21 protein-coding genes are annotated in these 22,671 nt (G+C 59.3%); 14 read left to right on the top strand and 7 right to left on the bottom strand.

Going from position 1 to position 22,671, the window contains the following annotated elements:
- Positions 1 to 82 precede the first annotated feature (82 nt).
- Positions 83 to 1,432, top strand: a complete 1,350-nt coding sequence (locus tag ACE3O2_RS08725) for a cation:proton antiporter (protein WP_374336632.1) — start codon at positions 83 to 85, stop codon at positions 1,430 to 1,432.
- Positions 1,433 to 1,469: 37 nt separating this feature from the next.
- Here the strand turns inward: ACE3O2_RS08725 and ACE3O2_RS08730 are convergent, their stop codons facing one another.
- Positions 1,470 to 2,642, bottom strand: coding sequence for a hypothetical protein (locus ACE3O2_RS08730; protein ID WP_374336634.1), 1,173 nt, complete (start codon positions 2,640 to 2,642; stop codon positions 1,470 to 1,472).
- A gap of 171 nt (positions 2,643 to 2,813) precedes the next feature.
- Here ACE3O2_RS08730 and fnr point away from each other — a divergent pair, with 171 nt between their 5' ends.
- The 3 genes from fnr (at position 2,814) to ACE3O2_RS08745 (ending at position 5,700) form a co-directional block, all read left to right on the top strand.
- A complete protein-coding gene (fnr, locus tag ACE3O2_RS08735) occupies positions 2,814 to 3,569 on the top strand; it encodes a fumarate/nitrate reduction transcriptional regulator Fnr (protein ID WP_374336636.1) in 756 nt (251 codons plus the stop codon).
- 34 nt (positions 3,570 to 3,603) lie between these two features.
- Positions 3,604 to 4,524, top strand: a complete 921-nt coding sequence (locus ACE3O2_RS08740; protein WP_374336638.1) for a LysR family transcriptional regulator — start codon at positions 3,604 to 3,606, stop codon at positions 4,522 to 4,524.
- 90 nt (positions 4,525 to 4,614) lie between these two features.
- Positions 4,615 to 5,700, top strand: a complete 1,086-nt coding sequence (locus ACE3O2_RS08745) for a BMP family ABC transporter substrate-binding protein (RefSeq protein ID WP_374336640.1) — start codon at positions 4,615 to 4,617, stop codon at positions 5,698 to 5,700.
- A 69-nt stretch (positions 5,701 to 5,769) separates the two neighbouring features.
- On the opposite strand, the gene ACE3O2_RS08750 is transcribed toward ACE3O2_RS08745, so the two are convergent.
- The gene (locus ACE3O2_RS08750) at positions 5,770 to 6,324 is read right to left on the bottom strand and encodes a hypoxanthine-guanine phosphoribosyltransferase (protein WP_168875281.1); all 555 of its coding nucleotides are present in this window, start codon (positions 6,322 to 6,324) and stop codon (positions 5,770 to 5,772) included.
- A gap of 92 nt (positions 6,325 to 6,416) precedes the next feature.
- The gene (locus ACE3O2_RS08755; protein ID WP_205881849.1) at positions 6,417 to 6,752 is read right to left on the bottom strand and encodes a DUF2325 domain-containing protein; all 336 of its coding nucleotides are present in this window, start codon (positions 6,750 to 6,752) and stop codon (positions 6,417 to 6,419) included.
- A 146-nt stretch (positions 6,753 to 6,898) separates the two neighbouring features.
- Between ACE3O2_RS08755 and ACE3O2_RS08760 the strand changes: the two genes are divergently transcribed.
- The 3 genes from ACE3O2_RS08760 to ACE3O2_RS08770 all read left to right on the top strand — a co-directional run bounded on the left by ACE3O2_RS08760 (position 6,899) and on the right by ACE3O2_RS08770 (position 9,680).
- Positions 6,899 to 7,366: a peroxiredoxin gene (locus ACE3O2_RS08760; RefSeq protein ID WP_374336643.1), complete on the top strand. Its 468-nt coding sequence runs from the start codon at positions 6,899 to 6,901 to the stop codon at positions 7,364 to 7,366.
- A gap of 48 nt (positions 7,367 to 7,414) precedes the next feature.
- Positions 7,415 to 8,833 carry a PhoH family protein gene (locus ACE3O2_RS08765; protein ID WP_168875278.1) on the top strand — a complete coding sequence of 473 codons (1,419 nt, stop codon included), beginning with the start codon at positions 7,415 to 7,417 and terminating at the stop codon, positions 8,831 to 8,833.
- Between the two features lie 73 nt (positions 8,834 to 8,906).
- Positions 8,907 to 9,680, top strand: coding sequence for a ParA family protein (locus ACE3O2_RS08770; protein ID WP_374336646.1), 774 nt, complete (start codon positions 8,907 to 8,909; stop codon positions 9,678 to 9,680).
- Positions 9,681 to 9,686: 6 nt separating this feature from the next.
- Here ACE3O2_RS08770 and ACE3O2_RS08775 read toward each other — a convergent pair whose 3' ends face one another.
- Positions 9,687 to 11,189 carry an AAA family ATPase gene (locus ACE3O2_RS08775; RefSeq protein ID WP_374336648.1) on the bottom strand — a complete coding sequence of 501 codons (1,503 nt, stop codon included), beginning with the start codon at positions 11,187 to 11,189 and terminating at the stop codon, positions 9,687 to 9,689.
- Positions 11,190 to 11,486: 297 nt separating this feature from the next.
- Here ACE3O2_RS08775 and ACE3O2_RS08780 point away from each other — a divergent pair, with 297 nt between their 5' ends.
- Positions 11,487 to 13,190, top strand: a complete 1,704-nt coding sequence (locus ACE3O2_RS08780; RefSeq protein ID WP_374336651.1) for a Na/Pi cotransporter family protein — start codon at positions 11,487 to 11,489, stop codon at positions 13,188 to 13,190.
- On the top strand, positions 13,187 to 13,942 hold the full coding sequence (gene ugpQ / locus ACE3O2_RS08785; RefSeq protein ID WP_374336653.1) for a glycerophosphodiester phosphodiesterase: 756 nt from the start codon (positions 13,187 to 13,189) through the stop codon (positions 13,940 to 13,942). Before ACE3O2_RS08780 ends, ugpQ begins: the two co-directional genes overlap by 4 nt.
- Before the next feature lie 58 nt (positions 13,943 to 14,000).
- Here ugpQ and ACE3O2_RS08790 read toward each other — a convergent pair whose 3' ends face one another.
- The 3 genes from ACE3O2_RS08790 to ACE3O2_RS08800 all read right to left on the bottom strand — a co-directional run bounded on the left by ACE3O2_RS08790 (position 14,001) and on the right by ACE3O2_RS08800 (position 17,256).
- Entirely contained in the window at positions 14,001 to 15,395 is a 1,395-nt protein-coding gene (locus tag ACE3O2_RS08790; RefSeq protein ID WP_374336655.1) for a DUF4139 domain-containing protein, read from the bottom strand.
- Positions 15,396 to 15,628: 233 nt separating this feature from the next.
- The gene (gene pssA, locus ACE3O2_RS08795) at positions 15,629 to 16,255 is read right to left on the bottom strand and encodes a CDP-diacylglycerol--serine O-phosphatidyltransferase (protein ID WP_374336657.1); all 627 of its coding nucleotides are present in this window, start codon (positions 16,253 to 16,255) and stop codon (positions 15,629 to 15,631) included.
- 89 nt (positions 16,256 to 16,344) lie between these two features.
- On the bottom strand, positions 16,345 to 17,256 hold the full coding sequence (locus ACE3O2_RS08800; protein WP_374336659.1) for a DMT family transporter: 912 nt from the start codon (positions 17,254 to 17,256) through the stop codon (positions 16,345 to 16,347).
- A 120-nt stretch (positions 17,257 to 17,376) separates the two neighbouring features.
- On the opposite strand from ACE3O2_RS08800, the gene ACE3O2_RS08805 reads away from it, so the two are divergent.
- From ACE3O2_RS08805 to ACE3O2_RS08825, 5 genes are all read left to right on the top strand, one after another.
- A complete protein-coding gene (locus ACE3O2_RS08805) occupies positions 17,377 to 18,306 on the top strand; it encodes a helix-turn-helix domain-containing protein (RefSeq protein WP_374336661.1) in 930 nt (309 codons plus the stop codon).
- 72 nt (positions 18,307 to 18,378) lie between these two features.
- Positions 18,379 to 18,621, top strand: a complete 243-nt coding sequence (locus tag ACE3O2_RS08810) for a YdcH family protein (RefSeq protein WP_374336663.1) — start codon at positions 18,379 to 18,381, stop codon at positions 18,619 to 18,621.
- A gap of 114 nt (positions 18,622 to 18,735) precedes the next feature.
- Complete coding sequence (gene ttcA / locus ACE3O2_RS08815; protein ID WP_374336665.1) at positions 18,736 to 19,665, top strand: tRNA 2-thiocytidine(32) synthetase TtcA; 930 nt, start codon at positions 18,736 to 18,738, stop codon at positions 19,663 to 19,665.
- A 127-nt stretch (positions 19,666 to 19,792) separates the two neighbouring features.
- Positions 19,793 to 20,530, top strand: coding sequence for a substrate-binding periplasmic protein (locus ACE3O2_RS08820; protein WP_374336667.1), 738 nt, complete (start codon positions 19,793 to 19,795; stop codon positions 20,528 to 20,530).
- Between the two features lie 2 nt (positions 20,531 to 20,532).
- A complete protein-coding gene (locus ACE3O2_RS08825) occupies positions 20,533 to 22,242 on the top strand; it encodes an ABC transporter substrate-binding protein (RefSeq protein ID WP_374336669.1) in 1,710 nt (569 codons plus the stop codon).
- Positions 22,243 to 22,671 lie beyond the last annotated feature (429 nt).

Genomic DNA, 22,671 nt, shown 5'->3' on the forward strand with positions numbered 1-22,671 from the left:
AGTCGTCCGCATCTGCTAACCCGTATTGCTGCCCATCCCTGCCGCTGGCTACCATGCCAACACCCTGCCATTGGACGATTTCATGCGCACACCTCGCCTGATGTTACCGCTAGCCTTGTTGCTGCTGGCCTTGCCGAGCTGGGCCAGCAGCAATGCTGCCAGCACCCAGACCTTGCTGTGGGTGATGCTGATCCTGTTGCTGGCGCGCTTCTCCAGCCTGATCGAGCGCATAGGTCAGCCCGCTGTGCTGGGTGAGTTGCTGGCCGGCGTCGCATTGGGCAATCTCGCGCTGGCAGGCCTGCCGGGGCTGGATCAGGTTCACACGGACCCCGTCATCCGTTTTCTGGCCGAGTTGGGCGTGGTGATCCTGCTGTTCCAGATCGGGCTGGAATCCAATCTGCAGTCCATGAAACAAGTTGGTGGGCGCGCTTTTGCCGTGGCCACGGTGGGGGTCGTCGTGCCGTTTGCACTGGGCACGCTGTTGATCGGCCCGTGGCTACTCCCCCAAGCCGGTTTGATGGCCCACCTGTTTCTCGGGGCCGCCCTGACGGCCACATCGGTTGGCATTACCGGGCGCGTGTTCCGTGATGCGCAAGCGCTGCACACGCAAGAAGCCCGTATCGTGCTGGGCGCTGCCGTGATTGATGATGTGATGGGCCTGGTGATTCTGGCCGTGGTGGCCGGTCTGGCGAAAACCGGCAGCGTGGACGCGCTGGAGATTGCGCGGGTCAGCGCGGTGGCGCTGCTGTTTCTGATTGCTGCAGTCGTGCTGGGGCGCTGGCTGACACCGCTGATCAGCCGCTTCATGGCGTCCATCCACAGTGGGCCCGCCATGCAGTTCACTTTGCTGATCAGCTTCTGCCTTGGCTTCGCCTGGCTATCTGCTGCAGCAGGCCTCGCGCCCATTGTGGGTGCTTTTGCCGCCGGGCTGATTCTGGACGCCAGCTACCTGTCCCGCTTTGAAGCCGAAATGATCCGCCATGAAGTGCACAAGGTAGTGCTGAATCATGGTGCGGTGCTGGAGCAAGAGGTAGACCACATCCTGAATCAGCATGCTGAACACCGCCCGATGCGGCTGATGGAACCCATTGGTTATCTGCTGACCCCGATCTTCTTTGTGGTCACCGGTATGCAGGTCAAGCTGGATGTGTTCAGCCAGCCGCATACCCTGCTGCTCACGGCGCTGATCCTGCTGGTCGCTATTGCCGGCAAGCTATGTGCAGGACTCGCTGCCGGCAAAAGTGATCGCTGGCTGGTTGGCTGGGGCATGGTGCCACGCGGGGAAGTCGGCCTGATTTTTGCCCAGATGGGCAAAAGTATCGGCGCGCTGAACGATGAACTCTACTCGGTAATCGTACTGGTGGTGGTGCTCAGCACGCTGGTCACCCCACCGCTACTGGCTTGGCGGCTGAAAGGATCGGCAACACACTAAGCGATGCGTCTCCATGCTGGAGCCATCGCCCACGATATCAGGCATGCAGGAAATAGCGGGCAAACTGATCCGCCAGTAGCCGCCCGCTCTCAGTCAGCCACAGGGTGCGATGCCGCTGCAGCAGATAGCCCGCCTTGATCCAGCCTTGTAGCTGCTTCAGCTCGGTCGCAAAGTATTGCTCGAACTGCACCATATAAGTCAGCTCAAACGTCATGAAGTCCAGATAGCCCAGGCAGAGCAGTTGCTGCGCCATCGCACGCCGCATCAGGATATCCAGCGACAGCTTGCGCGCCGCCGCCAAAGGGCGTTTACCCTGCTGCAGCTGTTTGAGGTAAGCCGTTTCCGCACTATTCCAGCCCTGGACGGCACCCAGCAAAGTGCTGGCCCCTGGCCCAAGACCAATCCACTCGCCATCCTCCGCGATCAGATCACCCTCCCCGGTCAACATCAGTCGACCGAGCCGCTGCGCATGCCGCCATGGGTCATCTGCACGGGTAAACCAGCCGCCCGCCAGATGGCCATAACCCAGCTCATCCAGCCATTGCAACACCTGATACAGCTGCTCTTTTTGTTGCAACAGCTGGCTGGCGGATACGGCTGCCGCCACCACACCCCGCAAACAAAACCGGGCGGGCTGCATGAGCAACAAGGCGTGCACCTGTGCCATGGCCTCCGCATCCATGAGCTGTCCCAGCCACAGTTCCACACCGACCCTGCCGCCAGCCTGTTGCAACACAGCGGGCAGTACGGTGAGGCATAAGGCATGGAAACCGGACTCGCCCCCCGCCATGCTGCGCAGCATCACGTCAGCGCCAGGCACGCCTGAGCAATCCGGCACATCCGCCTGCCCCAGATACAGTACGATGCCACAAGGCATACTTGGAGACACGGAGTCACGCCGCTGCAGCCAGTCGGCCAGCGCCAGCGCAAAAACCTGTGGATGCGCTGACACATGCAGCTGCATCTGGGTCGGTTGACGCTTGCCCAGCAAGGCGCACCACTGCTGCCACTCCAGCGTAATGGCCTCTTGTACAGGCTGCACTGCCGCCGGCTTGCGCGGCCAGCATTCCGTCATGCACAGCGCGGGTGGCAGACGGCCGATCGCCGGGCGCGACCAGGCTCGCCCGACGGCTGCGTCATTCAGCCGGGGCTGTCGAATCTGGCGAAGTGCGGGGAAAGCGGCGATGTCGTCCATGTTGAAAGACAACATTTGTCCCCAGCCACGTGGGACGGCCACTGTCGGAAAATCCGCATTCAGGCTATGATGTTGACCAAGCGAGAGGACGGGCATGGTTGGGTTGGGGTTGTGAGCAGTTTTTGCCACTATGCCCATACCCCGCCCGTTCGTGGTTGACCTGTATCAACACCTTACCGATTTGGCATGAACCATACCTCCACCATCCCTATTCAGGAAGTGTCCCTCAAGCACCTCAAGGTAGCGTGCTCCAGTTGTAGCCTGCGCGAGCTGTGTTTGCCGCTGGGCCTGAACAGTGATGAAATGAACCAGCTGGAAACCGTCATCACCCAGCGCGTCAAAGTCAAAAAGGGTGAGCCGCTATACCGAGCTGGTGATGCCATGCGCTCCCTGTTTGCGGTGCGACTGGGTTTCTTCAAGATGAGCGTGCTGTCAGAAGATGGCCGCGAGCAAGTCACCGGTTTCCAGATGGCAGGCGAATTGCTGGGGCTGGACGCCATCAGCACGGAGACGCATAGCTGCGGTGCCATTGCGCTGGAAGACTCCGAGGTCTGCGAGATTCCGTTTGCCGATCTGGAGGAACTGAGCCGGCATATCCCTTCCTTGCAGAATAATTTCTACAAGGTGCTGTCCCGTGAAATCGTACGAGACCATGGCGTCATGATGTTGCTGGGTAATATGAAGGCCGAGGAACGCTTGGCTGCTTTCCTGCTGAACCTGTCACAACGCTTTGCCTTGCGCGGTTACTCCTCCCGCAGCTTTGTGCTGCGCATGACGCGTGAGGAAATTGGCAGCTATCTGGGGCTCAAGCTGGAAACCATCAGTCGCGGCTTCTCGCGTTTCCAGGATCAGGGGCTGATCCGGGTCCACAACAAGGAAATCGAAATCCTGGACCTGCCCGCCCTGAAACAGGTGTTGTCGGGATGTGCAGGCAAAGCCTAACCCTGCACACTTCAGGACACAGGAAGGTCTGTACATGCTGCGCCTGAGTCTGGATGCCCTTACCGTTCTGGATACCATCGATCGCCAGGGCAGCTTTGCTGCAGCTGCCGAAGTGCTGCATCGCGTACCGTCTGCGATTACCTATATCGTTCAAAAGCTTGAGCAGGATATGGATGTCAAGCTGTTTGACCGCAGCGGGCATCGCGCACGACTCACGCCGGCTGGGCAAGAGTTGCTGCGAGAAGGCCGCCACCTGCTGCGTGCAGCAGGTGAGCTGGAAAGCCGGGTCAAGCGGGTTGCCACAGGCTGGGAGACCGAGCTGTCCATTGCCATGGACACCCTCTTCCCCAGCAGCGCACTGCTGCCCATGCTAACGGATTTCTATGCACAAGGTAGTGGTACCCGTATCCGCATCACCCATGAGGTATTGGGGGGAACCTGGGATTCGCTGCTGACCCGACGCTCCGATCTGGTGGTTGGCGCGCCGGGTGATGCTCCGGCGGGCGGTGGTTTTTCCACCCGTACCATCGGGTCGCTGGATTTCGTGTTCTGTGTCGCACCCAATCATCCTCTGGCCGAATTGCCGGAACCCCTGCAGCCACAAGATATCCTGTGGCATCGCTCGGTTGCCGTCGCGGACACCTCTCGCAGCCTGCCACCACGCTCGTCCGGCATTCTCAGTGGTCAGGAAATCCTGCACGTACCCGACATGCCGACCAAGCTGACGATCCAGCTCAGCGGTCTGGCCTGCGGCTATCTGGCCCGGGAGATTGCAGAGCCTTACCTGCGACAAGGGCGCTTGATCCACAAACAAGTGGTGGATCAACGCTTACCTCACCCTTTCCATCTGGCCTGGCGTGCCAGCGATAGCGGCAACGCCCTGCAATGGTGGCTGAAGCGGCTTGATCAACCCGACCTGATGCAGAAGCTGCTGCATCCCCCCGTCATGCTGTAAACGGTCTACAATTCATGACAACCCGGCCGTCTGGCCGCCCCGAATACCCCCCACCGTCACGGTGCAACTTTTGATGCAAAGGAGCAACTTGTGGTTATTTCGCGCAGAACCGTACTCAAACAGCTGACTGCCGCCCTCGTGGTGAGTGGGGTCATTGGTGTGGCACACGCTGCCGAGCCCTTCAAGGTAGGCTTCGTCTATGTGGGCCCGGTGGGTGATGCTGGCTGGACCTACGCCCATGATCAAGGCCGTCAGGCCGTCGAAAAGATGTTCCCAGGCAAGGTAAAAACCACGTTTGTGGAAAGCGTACCGGAAGGAGCGGATGCCGAACGGGTGATCCGCAAGCTGGCGCAAGATGGCAACAAGGTGATCTTCACCACCTCCTTTGGCTATATGAACCCGACGCTGAAGGTGGCCAAGCAGTTCCCGAACACTGTGTTCCTGCACGCCACCGGTTTCAAGAGCGACAAGAACGTCGGCACCTACGATGTCCGCACCTATGAAGGTGCCTATCTGGCCGGTTATGTGGCGGGCCTGACCAGCAAGACCAGCAAACTGGGCGTGGTGGCCTCGGTGCCGATTCCGGAAGTGGTACGCAATATTGACGCCTTCACCCTCGGCGCACGCGCCAACAACCCGAAGGCCACCGTCAAGGTCATCTGGATCAACAGCTGGTACGACCCGGCCAAGGAGCGCCAGGCGGCTGAAACCCTGATCGCCCAAGGCGTCGATACCTTGATGCAGAACACCGACTCCGCAGCCGTGGTGCAAACCGCTCAGGAGAAAAAGGTGAAAGCCTTCGGTTGGGATTCGGACATGACCAAGTTCGGCGCCGATGCCCACCTGGCCGCCAGCCAGATCAACTGGGGGGTGTATTACACCAAGGCCGTCAAGGCCGCGATGGATGGCAACTGGAAGAACGAACCCATCTGGTGGGGCCTGAAAGAAGGTATGATTGATCTGGGCGCGCTGAACAAGAGCCTGCCGGAAGATGTGAAGAAGAAACTGGCCGCTCGCCGTGCCGACATCATCTCCGGCAAAGCCCCAATCTTCGCCGGTCCGATCAAGGACAACACTGGTGCCGTGAAAGTAGCTGCAGGCAAAACCTTGTCTGATGGCGACATGCATGGCATTACCTGGTACGTGGAAGGTGTGGAAGGTACGGTGCCGAAGTAAGGCGATAGCCGCCAACAAAAAACCGGCCAGTTGGCCGGTTTTTTGTTGGCGGCGCGAGGCTAACCAATTCTACAGCCCCTTCACCGCATAAATGCCTGGCGCATTACGCCAGTAACCTTTGTAATCCATGCCAAAACCGAACAGGAAGCGGTCGGCCACTTCCAGCCCGATGAAATCGGCCTTGATGCCCGGTGCCTTGCGATCATGCAGCTTGTCCACCAGCACGGCCACCAGCACCTCGGCTGCACCTTCTTCTCGGCAGTAACGCACGATTTCTGCCAGGGTATGCCCTTCATCCAGAATATCGTCCACCACCAGAACGGTACGGCCTTTGACCGGCTCCGTCGGCTTCACTACCCAGGCCAGACGCCCACCCGAAGTTTCCTTGCCATAGCGGGTGGCATGCAGGTACTCGCACTGCAGGGGAAAGGTCAAACGCGGCAACAACTGACCCGTAACGATCAGCCCGCCATTCATCACACAGAACAACAAAGGATCTTGATCTGCCAGCCGGCTGGTAATCTGGCTGGCCATGCGGGCCAGCGCTGCCTCGACCTCGGCGTGGTCATGCAGGCAATCAGCTTCATCCAGTACGCGCTGGGCTTCAATATGGGCGTTCGACATGGTCGGGATTCACGGCTTATGCAAAGCGGCATTTTAAACTACCCGGCCCGCCGGTTAAAGGGTGGTGAACCGTATTTCCCCGTTTGGCCCGCTCAATGGTTGCGTTTGCCAGACTGCTTGGGGCAACCTTGGCACGGCTGGCCAATGCCACACTGCACCAACGTCTCCTTGATGGCACAGACGGAGCGACGGCACGCCATCACCGGTACCCCATTTTCTTGCGCCAGGGCACGGAAATGGCGCATCACATTGTGGCCCAGAAAATCCGTGAACAGGATCAGCAACTGGGTATCCTTCGGCAGCCCCGGCAGCTTGCGCTGGTGCGATGCATTGCGACCCGTGATGTGACGTGAAATCTGGATGCCATGGTCCAGCAGCAGCTGCGGAATGTTACCCAGGGTATCGGCACCGATGATCATGGCGTTCATGTTTGCGTCCATACATTAATGATAACCATTATCATTATATTATGTGGCGGGCATGTCGTGTCAAGTCTGCCATCAGGCTGCGCGAACCCCTTGCATCCCCGCACAGAATCAGCGATGCTGAACACTGAAGCCTCATGGAGTCCTGCATGCTGAACCAGACTGTACCTTCGTTCACCGCCGCAGCCAGTGGCGTAAATCCGTTTCACTTCTCACCCGGCCAAGGCCGTTGGCTGGTTCTCTACTTCTACCCCAAAGACAGCACGCCCGGTTGCACCAACGAGGGCAACGATTTCCGCGACCTGCACGCCGAATTTGCCAGCCTGCAAGCCGATGTGGTGGGCGTCTCGCGTGACTCGGTCAAATCCCACGACCGCTTTCGCGAGAAGATGGGCTACCCGTTTCCGCTGCTGGCGGATACCGATGAAGCCCTGTGTACCCTGTTCGACGTGATCCGCATGAAGAACATGTATGGCAAACAGGTGCGCGGTATTGAACGCAGCACCTTCCTGATCGACCCCGCAGGCGTACTGGTGGAAGCCTGGCGCGGGGTCAAGGTACCCGGCCATGCGGCCAACGTCTTGGCCGCCTTGAAAGCGCGTGTCATGCAAGCGTAATCTGTTCACCGTAGCGTGTCCTTGTCCAACAACGAAAGGAAAATCCGCATGGGTAGCCCGGCCAAGCGCAGCAAGAAAAGCCCCGTCGCCACCAAGCTGTTCGTTCTGGATACCAACGTGCTGATGCACGACCCTACCAGCCTGTTCCGTTTCGATGAGCACGACATCTTCCTGCCGATGATGACGCTGGAAGAACTGGACAACAACAAGAAGGGCATGTCGGAAGTCTCCCGCAATGCCCGCCAGGCCAGCCGCTTCCTCGACCAGATGGTCAGCGGCACCGAAGGCACCCTGGACCAGGGCATTCCGCTGGCGGAACCCTCTCAAGGTGGTGCCACCGGCAATCTGTTCCTGCAAACCGCCCCGCTCGCCCCCACTACCCCGGCCCACCTGCCGCTCGGTAAGGCCGACAACCTGATCCTGTCGGTGGTCGCCGCCCTGCGCGAGCAGCACCCTGGGCGGCAAGTCATTCTGGTGTCGAAAGACATCAATATGCGCATCAAGTCCCGCGCGCTGGGCATTGCAGCCGAGGACTACACCAACGACAAGGTACTGGAAGACACCGATTTGCTGTACACCGGCTTCCAGGAATTGCCTGCCGATTTCTGGGATGCACACAGCAAGGGCATGAGCAGTTGGCAGGAAGGAGGGCGTACCTTCTACAAGCTGAGCGGACCTCTGTGCAAGTCCTTGATGGTCAATGAATTTTTGTTTGGCGGTGGCCAGGAGGATTTCAGTGCCATCGTGCGAGAGCAAACTGGCAAGACGGTGGTGCTGGAAACCCTGAAGGACTATACCCATCAGAAGAACAATGTCTGGGGTATCACCGCGCGTAACCGTGAGCAGAATTTCGCCCTCAACCTGCTGATGGACCCGAATATTGATTTCGTCACCCTGCTGGGTCAGGCCGGTACCGGCAAAACCCTGATGACACTGGCAGCCGGTCTGGCGATGACGCTGGAGAAAAAACTCTACACCGAAATCATCGTCACCCGGGTTACCGTACCGGTTGGGGAAGACATCGGCTTCCTGCCGGGGACGGAAGAGGAAAAGATGACGCCCTGGATGGGCGCGCTGGAAGACAATCTGGATGTCCTCAACCAGAGCGACCAGGAAGCCGGGGAATGGGGCCGCGCTGCTACCCGCGACCTGATTCGAGCCCGTATCAAGGTGAAATCCCTGAATTTCATGCGCGGCCGCACCTTTCTCAACAAGTTTGTCATCATCGACGAAGCCCAGAACCTGACCTCCAAGCAGATGAAAACGCTGATCACCCGTGCCGGCCCCGGCACCAAGATCATTTGCCTCGGCAATATCGCGCAGATTGATACGCCGTACCTGACGGAGGGCAGCTCCGGCCTGACCTATGTGGTGGACCGTTTCAAGGGTTGGGCGCACTCCGGACACGTGACCCTGCAACGCGGCGAGCGTTCTCGCCTTGCCGATTACGCAGCAGAGACGCTATAGTCAAACGGATATCCATCCGAAGCAGCGGCACCAATCTGGTGCCGCTGCACACCCATAGGGAACGCGCGCGTCCATGAGCATGCTGGCGGTATTCAATCAGAAAGGTGGCGTCGGCAAGACCACCACAGCCTTCAACCTGGCGGCAGCCATGCGCCGGGACAATGTCCACCCCTTGATGATCGACCTGGACCCCCAGTGCCACCTGACGATGCTGTCTGGCGCACAAACCCAGCTCGGCACCTCGCTATACGGCTTCTACAAGGGTGAGAAATACCTGACGGACCTGATCCAGCAATTGCCCAACGGGCTGAACCTGATCCCTTCGCATATTGAGCTGTGCAAGATCGACATGTTGCTGGGCAAGGAAACCAAGATTGCCACCAAGCTCAAACATGCCATTCATGATGAAATGCTGGCGACGCCGGATATGCCCATCATCATGGACTGCTGCCCAATGCTGGGGGTGCTGTCGGTCAACGCCATTGTGGCCAGCGAACGCGTACTGGTGCCCGTGGCCGCCGACTTCTTGTCCTACCAGGGCGCGGTACAACTCAGCAACACCCTGCAAGGGCTGGAGGCCGTCCTCAAGCGCCCCATCAAACGCCGCTATGTGCTGACCCGCTTCAATGAGCGCCGCAAGTTCGTGAAAGACATTATCGGCAAGCTGCAGGATACGTTTGGCGACGATCTGTGCCAGACCCGCATTCATGAGAGTGCCAGCCTGGCGGAAGCGCTGGCCTGCGGCAAGGATGTGTTTAGTTACAACCCGGCCAGCCGCGCCGCCAAGGATTACGCCAACCTGTTCGACGAACTGGTCAGCAGCGGCTTTCTGCCGATTGGCGACTGAAGCCGCTCAGATAGCTTCTACCGCAGAGCCGTCCGCCCGCACGGCCCGGTCCTCTGCCCACGCCCGCATGGCATCCAGTTTTTCGGCCATCACCACCGAGAGCGGGCGTGTGCGCCCCAGCTCCGTCTGCAGGATAGCGGTATTCAGCGTGGCTTGCTGGGCGTGAGCCGCATACAGACCAGCGACAATGGACTGCTCGATCTCTGAGCCGGAAAACCCCTCAGCAGCCTGCGACAGCGCTGCAAGATCAAACTGCTGCTCATCCAGTTGGCGACGTTGCAGGTGGATGATGAAAATGGCTTGCCGATCTGCATCACCCGGCAAATCCACAAAGAAGATTTCGTCCAGCCGTCCCTTGCGCACCAGCTCAGGAGGCAGCGGGTCGATGTCGTTGGCAGTGGCCACCAGAAAGACGGGGCGCTTCCGTTCCGCCATCCAGGTTAGCAGTGTCCCCAGCATGCGGCGGGACGAGCCACCATCAAAACTGCCATCACCGCCGTGGATGCCTTTTTCCAGCTCGTCGATCCACAGCACGCAGGGTGACATGGCATCCGCCGTAGCCAGCGCCTGGCGCAAGTTGCGCTCGGTTTCACCGAAGAACTTGTTGTACAGCACGCCAAAATCCAGTCGCAGCAAGGGCAAACCCCAGCTCCCTGCCACACATTTGGCGGCCAGGCTTTTGCCACAGCCCTGAATCCCGGTCAGCAAAATACCCTTGGGTACATCCAGCCCCTGCACTTCGCCAAAAAAAGCCGGGCGACGTAACGCCAGCCAGTCTTTCAAGGCAGACAAGCCACCCAGTTCGGCAAAGCGGGCAGTATCCGGCTCCAGCGACAGGATGCTGTCGTGGTTCAGCATGTCATTCTTGGCCTGCTGGGTACGTACCAGATCCTCGCGGGTGATGGCACCATCGTTCTGGATGGCTTCCCGCACCAGACGGCGAGCATCTTCCAGTGTCATGCCCACCAGCAACCGATTCATTTGCTGCAAGGCGGCGGGCTCCGCCTTGACCTTGCTGCCATGCATGCGCGCCCACTGCTCGGCCTCCTCCCGCATCATCTGATAGAGGTCGTCATAGCTGGGCAAGTTCAGGCTGAAACTGGTGGCAAAACGCTGCAGCTCGGGGGGCAGGCTCAAGGCATGGCTGATAAAAACCAGGGTACGATCGGTACGTTGCCGCCCCTGCAGAATGTTCTTCACCAGCCGTACGTTGACCGGGTCATCCAGAAAAGGATGGGCATCGAAAAACAGAAACACCCCGTTTTGCGGGCTTTTGTACAGATGCCCCAGTGCCAGCGTCAGCTGATAGGTATCCAGCACCCGCTCGGGCTCGCCAAACTTGAGCCGCGCCAGACCGTCTGCCACATTCCAGCCAAACAAGGGCCAGTCATGCTTGGCGGCCAAGAGTTCCAGCATGTCACGAAAGCGCGCCTCTTCATGGGTTTCCACCACGATGATCGGGTAATGCGCGCGGATCAGCAGCTCAAAGCGTTCTGGGTCCTGTTTCATGCGTTGATCATAGCATGATGACTGATCGGGGCGGCACACCACCTTTGATCGGAAAATTCAATACTTAAAATAACCAAAGCCGATAGTTGATGCGCACCGGTCATCTTGATAGCTAAATGTGACATATTGATGACAAAACGAACATTTTCGCACTTCAGCGTTCCCCCGCCAGAAACACTGATCCGGAAAGGCTCACACACGAAGTCGCACACAGAATGACCATGTTCGTTTCGCCACAAGCTTCATCAGACACTACACTGAAGTAATGGTGACTTCAGACATGACCTGGAACAAGCCATGTTGACCTTGCTGAATCTGTTTGGTGCCGTTGCCCTGTTGATCTGGGGCACGCATATGGTGCAAACCGGCATCCTGCGTGCCTGGGGGGTACCGCTGCGCCGCTGGCTGGGACATAGCGTCAACCACAAAGGCACTGCTTTCCTCTCAGGCCTGACCATGACGGCCCTGATCCAGAGTGGCACGGCCACCACCCTGATGATGTCGGCCTTTGTGGCGCAAGGACTGATTCAAACCCACGCCGCCATGGCCGTCGTGCTGGGAGCAGATGTCGGCTCCAGCCTGATCGCCCAGGCGTTCTCGCTGCGCATTACCTGGATCTCGCCGCTGCTGATTTTCATTGGCGTGGCGCTGTTCCGTGCGGACCGCACCACCACTTCACGCAATGCAGGGCGCGCCGCCATTGGCCTGGGCCTGATGATGCTGGCCCTGCAACTGATCGGGCATACCATGCTGCCGATCAGCCACAGCCCGATCATTCAGCAGATTTTCAAAACCCTGACCGGTGACCTGCTGCTGGACATGGCCTTGGCCGCCTTGCTGACCTTGCTGGCCCATTCCAGTCTGGCGATCGTTCTCTTGATTGTGTCACTGGTGGGCTCGGAGTCAATCTCGCCTGGGCTAGGCTTTGCCTTGGTACTGGGTGCCAACCTCGGTAGTGCCATGACGCCGATGCTGTCCAGCTCAGGCACGGGTAATGCTGCCCGCCGGGTGCCGCTGGCCAACCTGATTTTCAAGCTCAGCGCCTGTGTGCTGGTGATGCCGTTCTTGCGCTATCTGCCGGAGTGGCTGGCCCTGCTGGATGACGACCCGGCGCGGCAGATGCTGCACTTCCATACCCTGTTCAATCTGGCCACAGCGGTGCTGTTCATTGGCCTGACCGGCCCGGTTGCCAAGCTGACCGAGCGCATCCTGCCGAATAGCGCCAGTAGCGATGACCCCGCCCAGCCCCGCTACCTTGATCCGAATGTGATCAATACCCCGGAAGTGGCGGTCAGCTGTGCCGCCCGCGAGGCACTACGCATTGGCGACTTGATCGACCAGATGCTGCGGCATTCGCAGCAGGTGCTGTGTCAGAACGAGGAAAAGCTGGTCCGCCCGGTGGAGCAGATGGAAAGCGGGGTCGACAGCCTGTACAAGGCGATCAAGTTCTACCTGATGCAGGTCAACCGCGAAGAGCTGTCCACGGTTGAGAACCAGCGCTGGGCCGACATCATTTCGCTGACCATCAATCTGGAGCATATCGGCGACATTATCGACAAGAACCTGATGGACCTGGCGCGGCGCAAGATTCGCGGCCAGCTCAGCTTCTCCGAATCCGGCAATGAGGAGATCCGCGAGCTGCACGACCGACTGATCAATAATCTGCGTCTGGGCCTGAACCTGTTCATGCACCCGGATGTGAAGAATGCCCAGCGCCTGCTGGAGGAAAAATCCCGCTTCAATGAGCTGGAGCGCCTGTACGCCGAGAACCACCTGCAGCGGCTGACCAACAATATGCTGCCCAGTGTGGAGACCAGCGCACTGCATCTGGATGTCATCCGTGACCTGCGCCGTATCAACTCGCACGTCTGCGCGCTGGCGTATCCGATCCTTGACGCTGCAGGCATGTTGACCAAGAATCGCTTGCGGCAGCAAAACCTTGAGCCCGAAGTGGCGAGCCCTGCCAAATCCCGTCGTCGTAGCCTGAAAGGAAGTACATGACCCTGCAAGCCTGGCCCTACCCTGCCCTGTTTGCTCACCGCGGGGGTGGCTATCTGGCCCCCGAAAATACGCTGCCCGGCATGGCCGAGGCCGTTGCGCGCGGCTTTCATGCCGTAGAGTTTGACGTCAAACTCTCGTCCGACAATTATACTTTTTTGCTGCACGACGACAGTATCGACCGTACCAGCAATGGTCGCGGCCTAGCTGCACGCATGACGCTGGCCGAGCTGCAGCAAGCCGATGCCGGCAGCTGGCATGGTAGCCGCTTCGCTGGCACCGTCTTCCCGCGTTTTGCAGAAGTCGCCCGCTACTGCCAGCAACATGGCCTGCTGGCCAATGTGGAAATCAAGCCCTGCCCGGGCCGTGATCGAGAGACAGGCGAGCAGGTGGCCCGCGAAGCGGCCCAGCTGTGGGCGGGCCAGCCGGTGCCTCCACTGCTGTCTTCCTTCTCGTGGGAAGCACTGGTGGCCGCTCGTGATGCCGCACCCCACCTGCCGCGCGGCTGGCTGGTCGAAGAATGGCCAGACGATTGGGAAGCCCGACTGCGCGAGCTGGGCTGCCTGTCGTTTAACTGTGATTACCTGATTCTGACTGCGGAACGGGTGGCTGCCATCAAGGCAGCAGGCTATCGGGTGATGGCGTACACCGTGAACGACGCCGATCGGGCCCGTGAGTTGCTGTCCTGGGGCGTAGATGGCCTGTTTACCGACGCACTGGACAGCTTGCGCGAAGCCATTCTGCGTCAAGACTGAGTGCGGGAGTACCCTGCAGGTCGGCAGAGCTGACCTGCAGGCGACCTCTCAAGCCGGATCAATAACGAACCAATGCCCGGTATTTCAGCGTGGTGCTGCCCTCAGCCGGGACCGTAATGCGCCAGTCAGATGTATTGCTGGCGGTTTTTTGGTGCGGGTGGCTTTCGCTCAGTACTTGCCAGTCGCCCGGCATCGGCTCACGCACCGTCACCGTTACCGCCTCCTTCTTGGCGTTCTTCAGCACCACTTCGAACGCCGCCTCAAAGATGTAGTTGTACTTGCCGTTACCGCCCACCTTCTTGAAGTCGGTCTGCTTCTTGTCGGCGGTCACATCAAACGCCTCGCCCAGCTTGAGGCGAATCTTTTCGTTCTTCGGCGTGTGGTCAATGTGATCCTCACCAACAAACTGGGCATTACCGGCGCGGTCTTTCTTGTAGACACGGATTACCCCGGCCGGCAGCGGCATACCCAAGCGAGAGGCCTCTTTGTTGTCGAACTCGACAAACACGCCCACCTTCATTTTCTGCCCCAGGTCACCATAGCTGCTGGAGTAGTAGTAGTCATTACCTTGCAGCAGCAGCTCCTTGCGCGCCGGTACCCCCGCACCACTCAGCAATGCCACTTGCTTGGTCTGACTCTCAGCGATGGTGGTCGGACGGTCCAGTGTATACAGGTGGTATTCGAACAGCGACTCCTCCGCGAAGCGCTCCTTCTTTGCCATGTCCATCATCGGTGCCGCCGCCATCATCGGCTTGGGTACCCCGCGCATACGCTCTTCTACCCGGTTCACATCCCCCGCCACCAGTTGCAGTTTGGCATTGCGGTAGCTGGCGCCACTCTGATTGTTCAGGGTCACCCATCCGGAAATATCCAGCTGGTCTTCCTTGTCGGCCAGCTCCACCACGTAGTCTGCTTTCCACGACAAGCCACCGGTGAGGTAGCTCAGCTCCATCTGCTGCTGCTCTGCGCCCTGATTATCCAGCTGCATCACCAAGGTAGGCCGGTCGCGCAGATTGGGCGGTACATCGTCAAACACCAGACGGCCCGGCACGCCGGTTTCGATACGATCACCAATCTTCAGCACCACGCCCTGATTAGCGGCCAGTACCTGTGCCCGCTCGACCGTTTCCACACCCGTGGTTGGGTGGGTCTTGATCACGCTGACGCTGCGCCCTACGTACTTTTCCAGCAGCTTTTGTGGCGTCAGCAGGTCATAGTCAAAGTTCTGCTCCAGTACCGACAGTTTGCCCGGTGACGTGACACTGCGCAGCAGTGCCGTTTCCGGGCGCATGCGGGCACTGACGTCACGGAAAGCCAAGGCGAGGCTGCCGCGCTTCACGCTCACATTGCGCAAGTCTTTCACCAGCGCCAGATCCTGGTTGTAGATGGTCACGGCCACTTCTTGCTGCTCATTCAGGCTACTGGTTTGTTCAGCGGCATCGGCGACAGTCATGCAGGCACTCCCGAGTAAAAGCATGGACAAGGCAACTTGACGAGACATGGAATCATTCCTTTTGATGGGCTGGGATACCCCCGGCATGACAGCTTGCTGTCATCCTACCGGAGCACTTGCAGACTGAAACGGACAAGGTGGCCCGACGGGGTTAAAGCAGCAGAAGATTTTTTTGAGCAGACTGAAGGTCGGATGGCTGGCATGCCTCCTGAACGGAGGCATGCGCTCGCTCATCAAAGCTTGGGAATGCGGATACGGCTGATCATCAGTGAACCGGACACGGCATAGACCAGCACCAGCGGGTGCAGGTCGTGGCCCATGATCTTCAGCACACCAAACCACAGCTGATCGCCCAGCGCGCCACAGGCGGCTGCAATCACCAGCATCAGCACCAGCAGGATGGAGGTCGGGATCGGCGTGCCTTCAAAGTACTTGACCTTGTCTCCCCCCTCCGCGAGCGCCTCTGCCGTAACGTTGTAGCGGGCCAGCCGGGACACGCCGCAGGCCACGAAATAGCCCAGCACGATGCGGTCATACATGCCCTGCATGCCGCAGCCATAGGCCAGCACCGCTGGCGCCACCCCGAATGAGATCACATCCGCCAGCGAATCCAGCTCACGGCCCATCGCCGAGCTTTTTTGCCGCCAGCGCGCAATGCGGCCATCCAGCACATCAAATATCAGTGCCAGCAGCACCAGCGCACCGGCAAAATACACATGTAATACCTGCTGCCGCTGCAGGTAGGTCATGACCGAGAACAGCGCACCCACCCCGCAGATGGCATTGCTGAGGGTGAACCAGTCAGCCAGATGGAAGTCCCGGATCATCGACAGGGGGCGGGGCGGCGGCAGTGCAGTCATGAATCAGCCTTGCAGGGTAAGATCATGCCAGAACCATACCACAAGCCAGCCCCTGCGCGCCAAACTCCTGCTGCCACCATCCCTTTGGGTCAGCCGGGCTGGAACTGCCGCCCGGTCAACAGTGCCCACAAGGCCCGGCGCGCATTCACCAGCCCGATCAGGTTCCCCGCAACCACCAGCAGCAGGCCCAATACCGTCCAGCCGGTCCATTGATACTGTTCAAACAGGCTGGAGGCCACCAGCGCCACCACCGGGAACAGCAAGGTGCAGTAGGCGGCCCGATCGGGCCCGATACGCCCCACCAGCATCAGGTAGGCAGTAAATCCGATTACTGACCCCGGGATGGCCAGATACACCAGTGCCGAGAGGTAGCGCGGCGTCCACTCCGGCTCAAACGACAAACCTGCCAGCAAGCTGCCCACCGTCAGAATAGTGGCCCCCACCAGCATGGCCCAGGCATTGGTAAACAGCGGTGTCAGCCCCATACCCTGCATCCGGCTGGACAGCAGGTTGCCACTGGAAAAACAGATGGTACCCAGCGCCGCCACCAATACGCCTTGCCCCATACCCGCCTGCCAGTGCCGCCATTCCGGCAGGAACAGACAAACGATGCCGGCCAGCCCCACCACCGCGCCGACCAGCACGCTGGGCTGCATGTCACGCTTCAGGAACAGCTTGCCATTGATGGTATTCAGAATCGGGGCCAGTGAGAAAATCACCGCTACCAGCCCGCTCGGCACAGTCTGCTCGGCATGGTAGAAGCACAGAAAGTTCAGGCAGAACAGCGCCACCCCTTGTGCCAGCACAAACGGCATGGCCGCTTTGGGCGGCAGGCGCCACTCACGGCGCAGCATCAGCACCAGCATCAGCACCAGGCTGGCCAGCAGAAAGCGCCAGGCGATGGACACCGGCACCGGTACCACGCCCAGCTGCCACTTGATGGCGAGCCAGGTGGTCCCCCAGATCAATACAGTCACAACATACAGCATGAGGTTGAACATGAAACGACTCCTTGTCTTGTCGTTTCATTGTGAACACCGTAGCCGTGCGCAGTTGTCCATTCTTGCGCATATCTGCCATACGGCATTCACAGCCTTACGCCATCTCCCTATACTGAAGCCATGGACGTTTCGACCTCACCTGCCCTGCTGCAAGCTGATGATCAGTTGCATTCGGTATTCCGCACCCTGAACGACACCAATGCGCAGCTGGAGCGTTTTGTCTGGCTGGGCGATCATCTGGCCGCTGCGGTCTGGCATCGCAAGACCGATGAGGACGAGACCTGCTACAACCACCCCGGTCACCACACCCTGTCTTTCTATCTGAACGGCGGCGAGGAGACCGAGCGTGAGCGGGTACCCCGCTATGGCGCGCCTCAATACCTTTGCACCCTGCCGGGAGAGCATGAGTCGCGCTGGTGGGTGCGCGGTGAACTGCGCTTCCTGCACCTCTACTTTCTGCCGGAGCACTTTACCCAGCGCGCCGTACAGGAGCTGGACCGTGAGCCCCGAGAGCTGACGCTGGCGGATCGCACCTACTTTGAACATCCGCAACTGGCTGCCGCTTGCCAGCAACTGGTGCAAACCGACTGGCAACACCCGGATGGCCTGCTGCAGGCCAACGGCCAAGCACACGACATCCTCAGCATGCTGCTGCGCAGCCAATCGGCCTTGCGTGCCCCGGCGAGCAAGGGAGGGCTGTCGGTCGCGGTGCGGCGGCGCCTGGCGGACTATATTGATGCCCAGTTGCAGCTGCCACTCACCTTGGGGCAGCTGGCAGCAGAAGCCAACCTGTCCGAGTTTCATCTGGCACGCATGTTCAAAGTATCATTCGGCATGACACCGCAGCAATGGATCAGCGCCCGCAGACTGGAGCTGGCGCGTACGCTGCTGCAGCACAGTGACCTTCCGCTTGAGCAGGTCGCCCAGCTCTGTGGCTATGCCAATGCCAGCCATTTCAGTCACCGCTTCAAAGCAAGTGTGGGTACCAGCCCAGGCCAGTATCGCCAGTCCATGCGATCACCACGCCTTCTCAGTGGTGGAGAGGCTTGACCTTGATCAAATCTGCAACAACAGCAAGCCCCTACACTGATTCCAGCAACGTCCCCTACTGGAGTCATAAACATGCATGTCGAACATCATCCCTTAGCTGCAGAATTCCCTGAGCTGCGCGATCAGATCCACCTGCTGAAAACCGGTAACGCGCATTTTTCCCGCCTGCTGGGAGAGTACGAAGCCATTGATAAAGCCGTATGCCGTGCTGAAGATGGCATCGAAGCGGCGGCAGACCATGTGGTAGAAGGCATGAAGCGGCAACGTCTGCACCTGAAAGACCAGCTTTACTCCCTGCTCAAGACCAGCAGCTGACCCTGCTTTTCCGGCACCACAAGGTGCCGGAAAACATCTACAAATCAATACATTGCAACACCCTGTAGTTCATGGGAAAATACTGGCCCTTTGCCTTTGGCCAGACCCGCCTCCATGAATGCCGCTACGCCTGCCGACGACACCGAAGCCCTTGATCGCAAACAGCAATACGAGGGCAACAAGCTGAACAAGCGCCTGCGGCACCAAGTGGGCGATGCCGTGGTGGATTTCAACATGATCGAGCAGGGCGACAAAATCATGGTCTGCCTGAGCGGTGGCAAAGACAGCTATGCCATGCTGGACATCCTGCTCAGCCTGCAGCGTAATGCCCCGATTGACTTCAGCATTCTGGCGGTCAATCTGGATCAGAAGCAGCCCGGGTTTCCCGAAGAGGTCCTGCCCACCTACCTGAAGCAGATCGGCGTACCTTTCCGCATCATCGAGCAAGACACCTACAGCATCGTCAAGAGTGTGCTGGAGGAAGGTAAAACCACCTGCAGCCTCTGCTCCCGCCTGCGTCGGGGCATTCTCTATCGGGTCGCCAAGGAAGAAGGCTGTACCAAGATTGCACTGGGCCACCACCGTGATGACATCCTGGCCACCTTCTTCCTCAATATGTTTTACGGCGGCAAGCTGAAGGCGATGCCGCCCAAACTGGTCTCCGACAATGGCGAGCATGTGGTCATTCGCCCGCTGGCCTATGTGCGGGAAAAAGACCTGGTCCGCTATGCCGCGTGGAAACAGTTCCCCATCATCCCGTGCAACCTGTGCGGCTCCCAGCCCAATCTGCAGCGCCAGGTGGTGGCAGACATGATGCGCGACTGGGACAAGAAGCATCCCGGTCGGCTGGAAACCATGTTCAAAGCCTTGTGCAATGTCGTACCCTCCCACCTGGCAGATCGCACGCTGTTTGACTTTGCCGGTCTGCACACCACCGGCGTGGAAGATGCCCAAGGTGATCACCTGTTCGATGAGGAAGACATGGAACCGGTCAGCGAGCTGAGTCGCCTGTTCGCTCCCCAGCTTTTGCCTTTGAGCGAGTGACGTAACCGCCTTGACGGACTGTCATCACTGCTTCATGGTTCTGCTATAAAACAAGCAAGAGCCATACATTTACTCTCCCATGCGCAACCCTCAGCCTCTGGCCCGCCTGTGCCTGGGCAGCCTCTGCATGCTTGTGGCACTCGCTACATTCAGTGCGCCGTTACGCACACTGAGTGTGGTGGGCGAGCTGTGGCCCCCGCTGGTGCTGGATGAGCGCGCCAGTAACCCCGGAGCCGACATGGAGGTTTGTCAGCGGGTACTGTCGCGGCTGGGTTATACGGTGAAGTTTCAGGTGGTGCCCTGGCAGCGCGCCTTGTTGATGGCCAAGTCTGGCGATGTCGATGCGGTAATCGGGATTGGCCGTGGCCTGCTGAATGATCGGGAGAGTTATCTGGCGTACCCACCTGAACCCTTGTCCGCCAGCAGACTGGTGCTGTTTTACCGGAAGGAAGATGGCTTTCGCTATCAGGGCTTGCCCAGTCTGGTCGGCAAAACCATCGGTACCACCGCGGGCTATAGCTACCCTCCCGATTTCTCGCATGCGCCCTATCTGACACTGGAGCCCGCACCAACAGTCAGCATCAACCTGAACAAACTCAAAGCCCGCCGCGTAGACCTGATCGTGGCAGACATGGCCATGGGCACTCACCTGGCCGAAAGCATGAGTCTGGGCAATCAGTTGGCTTTTGACCCCACACCGATCGCCCGCACCAAGCTGTATCTGGCATTCTCCCGCTCCCGGGGTCTGGATACACTGGCAGAAGCCTTTGGAGTTGAGTTACGCCGCTTCAAACAAAGTCCAGCCTATCTGGAGATCCTGCGTAAGTATCAACTGTCTGCCACCATGATCCAGCCTGAGCACTGAGCATGCCACGCCGACTCTCCGCCTGGCTACTGCTGCTGACCTTGTGCTGGCCCCCTACCCATGCCGCCACCCGGCTCGACTACTGGCTCCATCAATTCCGCCCCAGCACCCTGACCAGCACCCAGCAACGGGCGGAGCTTAGCTGGTTCATCCAGGCGGCTCGTCCCTATCGCGGCATGACCGTGCGCGTGCTATCTGAAGACATCACCACCCATCGCTATGAACAGCAGGTGCTTGCCAAAGCATTTTCCGAGCTGACCGGCATCCGCGTCATTCATGACATCAAGCCGGAAGGCGATCTGGTACGCCTCTTGAAAAACCAGCTGCAGGGCGGCCCGGCAGTGTACGATGGTTTCATCAACGATAGCGATCTGATTGGCACCCATATGCGTATGGGGCAAACGGTGGTGCTGTCCGACTGGATGAAAGGTGCTGGCCGCGAGCTCACCTTGCCAACCCTGGCGCTGGAAGATTTCATCGGACTGGCCTTCACCATGTCTCCCGATGGCAAGCTCTACCAGCTGCCGGACCAGCAATTCGCCAACCTGTACTGGTTCCGCTACGACTGGTTCACCCGCCCTGACTTGCAAGCCCGCTTCAAGGCGCGCTACGGCTATGCACTGGGTGTACCACTCAACTGGTCCGCTTATGAGGACATCGCCGACTTCTTCACCCATCAGGTTAAGGTCATCGACGGGCAACGCGTCTACGGCCATATGGACTATGGCAAGCGCGACCCCAGCCTGGGCTGGCGCTTTACTGATGCCTGGTTATCCATGGCTGGAGAAGGCAGTGTCGGTTACCCAAATGGCAAGCCCATTGACGAATGGGGCATTCGGGTGGAGGGCTGCAATCCAGCAGGCGCCAGTGTCAGCCGCGGAGGCGGCACCAATAGTCCGGCAGCGGTCTATGCCCTGCAGAAATACCTGGACTGGATCAAGCAGTACGCCCCACCAGAAGCCCGCAACCTCACCTTCTCCGAAGCCGGGCCCATCCCGGGAAAAGGTCAGATTGCGCAGCAAATCTTCTGGTACACCGCATTCACTGCCGATATGGCCAAGCCAGGACTCCCCATCAATCACCCGGACGGTACGCCCAAATGGCGCATGGCCCCTGCTCCGCTGGGTGCCTACTGGGAACAGGGCATGCAGCGCGGTTATCAGGACGTTGGCGCATGGACCTTCCTCAAAAACACGCCACGGCCGCAGCTGGACATGGCCTGGCTCTATGCTCAGTTCACCGTGTCCCGCACCGTCTCGCTGAAGAAGTCGCTGACCGGGCTCACCTTCATCCGCGAATCCGACATCCACTCCCCAGCCGCCAGCGCACTGGCGCCCAAGCTGGGGGGGCTGATCGAGTTTTACCGTAGCCCGTCACGGGTCTACTGGACGCCCACCGGCACCAATGTTCCGGATTATCCGCAACTGGCCGAATTCTGGTGGCCACGCATTGCGGCTGCCTTGGCCGCTGAACAAACCCCGCAACAAGCCTTGGATCAACTGGCCAGCCAGATGGATGAATCCCTGCAGAAACTCTCGCAGCAACCCGGCCTGCGCTGCCCGCCCCGCCTGAACCCACCACAGCTCCCTACCTACTGGCTAGGCCGCCCCGGCGGCCCCAAAGCCCGACTGCGCAACGAAAAACCACGCGGAGAAACCGTCCCTTACGACAAGCTATTGCGTATCTGGCAAGAAGGTGGCGATACCAAGTAAGGACTGGAACAGCAGCCTATTAGCCAAACCAGAGTGGGTTTTGCGATATGGCTTATTCCCATGCACTGCATCGCGGCGAGGGTATGAGTGCATAGCGGCGATCCATTGCGTACGCGCTGTTAGACTGCAGCATAAGCGTTTTTTTGGCGCTCAAGCGTGTCCTGATCAGCCTCGCTTTATGTCCCATCCAGCCCTATTCAGTGCATCGCTGATAGCTTAAATAGCCATATCGCAAAACCACCATCACGATGGGGGCGAATCTGAATGAGTCGAGGATTGTAGCCGTTTGGCTAAAGAGTAGGTTTTGAGAGCATCAAATGAAGAAGCCCCTGCAGCTGTCTGCAGGGGCTTCAAATGGGAGCCTGGCGGTGACCTACTTTCACAAGCGATCTGCTCACTATCATCGGCGCAACGTCGTTTCACTGTCCT

Origin of the sequence: Leeia sp. (assembly GCF_041909055.1) — a bacterium.
GTDB lineage: Bacteria > Pseudomonadota > Gammaproteobacteria > Burkholderiales > Leeiaceae > Leeia > Leeia aquatica.